The sequence below is a fragment of the Streptosporangium minutum genome (assembly GCF_002149035.1).
GTDB classification, from domain to species: Bacteria; Actinomycetota; Actinomycetes; order Streptosporangiales; family Streptosporangiaceae; genus Streptosporangium; species Streptosporangium minutum.
Genome location: NZ_NGFP01000476.1, coordinates 1 through 2,238 on the forward strand (window position 1 = coordinate 1; position 2,238 = coordinate 2,238).

The window sequence follows — 2,238 nt, forward strand, 5'->3', positions numbered from 1 at the left end:
GCGCTGGTGATGCCGCGGTGGCGATTCCGGGTGCACCGCTGGGAGACCACCGACGACGCGGTCTACGCGGCCTCCGGGTGGATCTGGCAGAAGTGGCGGGTCGCACCGATGTCGCGGATCCAGACCGTCGACACGGTCCGGGGCCCGCTCCAGCAGATCTTCGGCCTGGCCGGCGTGACCGTCACCACGGCCTCGGCGGCGGCCGGCGGCCGTCCCGTCGCGGTTCACGTGGCATCGCCGGGGGTGTGCCGGGTCCGGGCGGTGAGCCGCTCGACGAGGTCGGCGGCAAGGGCGTGGTCCAGTCCGTTGATCTTTATCGCGCCCGCCGCCGAGGCCGTGGTGACGGTCACGCCGGCCAGGCCGAAGATCTGCTGGAGCGGGCCCCGGACCGTGTCGACGGTCTGGATCCGCGACATCGGTGCGACCCGCCACTTCTGCCAGATCCACCCGGAGGCCGCGTAGACCGCGTCGTCGGTGGTCTCCCAGCGGTGCACCCGGAATCGCCACCGCGGCATCACCAGCGCGTAGACGACTCCCGGCACCGCGATGACCAGCGCCGGGAGCAGCAGCCAGAACCGGGCCGGTGGGATCAGCAGGCCGAGGAGGGCCAGCACGAGGACGGGCGGGGCCATGATCACCACCGCCTGGCTCGTCCACCACCGGACCGCCCGTCTGTCGACCGGATGCCGGGGCGGCCGGAGAGTGAGCTCCTGGCCGGCTCCGGCGCCCTCCCCGCCAGGCGCCGCCTGCGCCCGGCCTGCCGTCGCGACGAACGGTCGAGACTCTTGGCCATCCGGCTTATTTTTTGACCGCATGGCCAGAATTTAACACAAGCGGACAGAAAGCGTCTCCGATCCCGCCGGGAACGCAGGTGGCGCCCGGCCCGTGGACTCTGGACCCGCACAGGCTCCGGCCCGCACGGACCAGAGTCCACGCGAGGCCAGAGTCCGCACGGACCAGAACCCGCACGGACCAGAATCCACGCGAGGCCAGAGTCCGCACGGACCAGAACCCGCACGGGCCAGAATCCACGCGAGGCCAGAGTCCGCACGGACCAGAACCCGCACGGGCCAGAACCCGCACGGCTCCGAGTCCGCGCCGGGGGCCGAGCGGTCAGGTGGGCAGGTGCCTGATCCGGTCGGAGGCCGGGTCGTAGAGGGGTTCGGCGACCACGGTGGCGCCGACCCAGGTGCCGGTGACGCCGACCTCGGCCCGGTCTCCGGGGGCGGTCCCGGCGGGCAGGTAGGCGTAGGCGATCGAGCGCTCCACCCGGTGGCCGTACCCGCCGCTGGTCACCCGGGAGGCCGGCTCGCCGCCGAGGCGGACCGGCTCGCCGGCGAGGCACACCTGGCGGGGATCGTCCAGGACGAGGCAGGCCAGGCGCCGGGCGGGGCCGTCCGCCCCCTGCTGCCGGTCCGGCGGGTCCGCGGGCGCGTCCGTCCCGTCCGTCCCGTCCTGCCCGCCCGGCTGATCCCGCCGGGTACGCCGGGCGGCCGCCTCAAGCGCGGACCGGCCGAGGAAGTCCTTGTCCTTGGCCACCGCGAAACCCAGCCCCGCTTCGACGGGGGTGGTCTCCGGGGTGATGTCCATGCCCCAGACGCGGTAGCCCTTCTCCAGGCGCATCGAGTCGATCGCCCGGTAGCCGGCCGGGCGCATGCCGTACGGCGTGCCCGCCTCCATGAGCGTGTCCCACAGCGTCAGTCCGTACTCCGACGGGCAGTACAGCTCCCAGCCGAACTCGCCCACGAACGTCACCCGCTGGGCCAGCACCGGGACGTTCCCGACGCTGATCTCCCTGGCCTGCATGTATCCGAAGGTCAGATCGTCGTCGGACAGAGTGCCGAGGATGTCCAGCGCGCGGGGGCCCCACAGGCAGTAGCAGGCGTGGGCGGAGGTGACGTCCCGGACGTCGAGGCCGTGGCCGCGGAGCCAGGCCGCGTCATGAACGCCGAAGGCGGTGCCGGTGACCAGGCGGAAGCGGTCCTCGGCCAGGCGGGTGACGGTCAGGTCGGCCTCGATGCCGCCGCGCTCGTTCAGGAGCTGGGTGTAGACGATCGAGCCGGGGGCCCGGTCGAGCTGCCCGGCGCACACCCGCTGCAACCGCATCAGCGCCTGATGTCCTGATATTTCAAGCTTTGAGAATGAGGTCTGGTCGAACAGCCCCGCCGCGTCCCGCGTGGCCAGGCACTCCTGCCGGATCGCCGGGGACCAGATCCGCCCGGCCCACCCGGCAGGCCG

Annotated in this window: 2 protein-coding genes and 1 pseudogene; 1 reads left to right on the top strand and 2 read right to left on the bottom strand. The window is 72.8% G+C overall.

Annotated elements, in window-relative coordinates; all coding sequences use genetic code 11:
- Window positions 1-213 (top strand): annotated as a pseudogene (locus tag CA984_RS43760) (PH domain-containing protein); the annotation flags it as partial.
- Window positions 214-224: 11 nt separating this feature from the next.
- Here CA984_RS43760 and CA984_RS43765 read toward each other — a convergent pair.
- Together CA984_RS43765 and CA984_RS43770 are read right to left on the bottom strand one after the other, a co-directional pair.
- Window positions 225-632, bottom strand: a complete 408-nt coding sequence (locus tag CA984_RS43765; RefSeq protein ID WP_341351770.1) for a PH domain-containing protein — start codon at window positions 630-632, stop codon at window positions 225-227.
- A gap of 481 nt (window positions 633-1,113) precedes the next feature.
- Window positions 1,114-2,238 (bottom strand): aminomethyl transferase family protein (locus tag CA984_RS43770; RefSeq protein ID WP_133061988.1); only part of this gene is annotated, 1,125 nt, incomplete at its 5' end.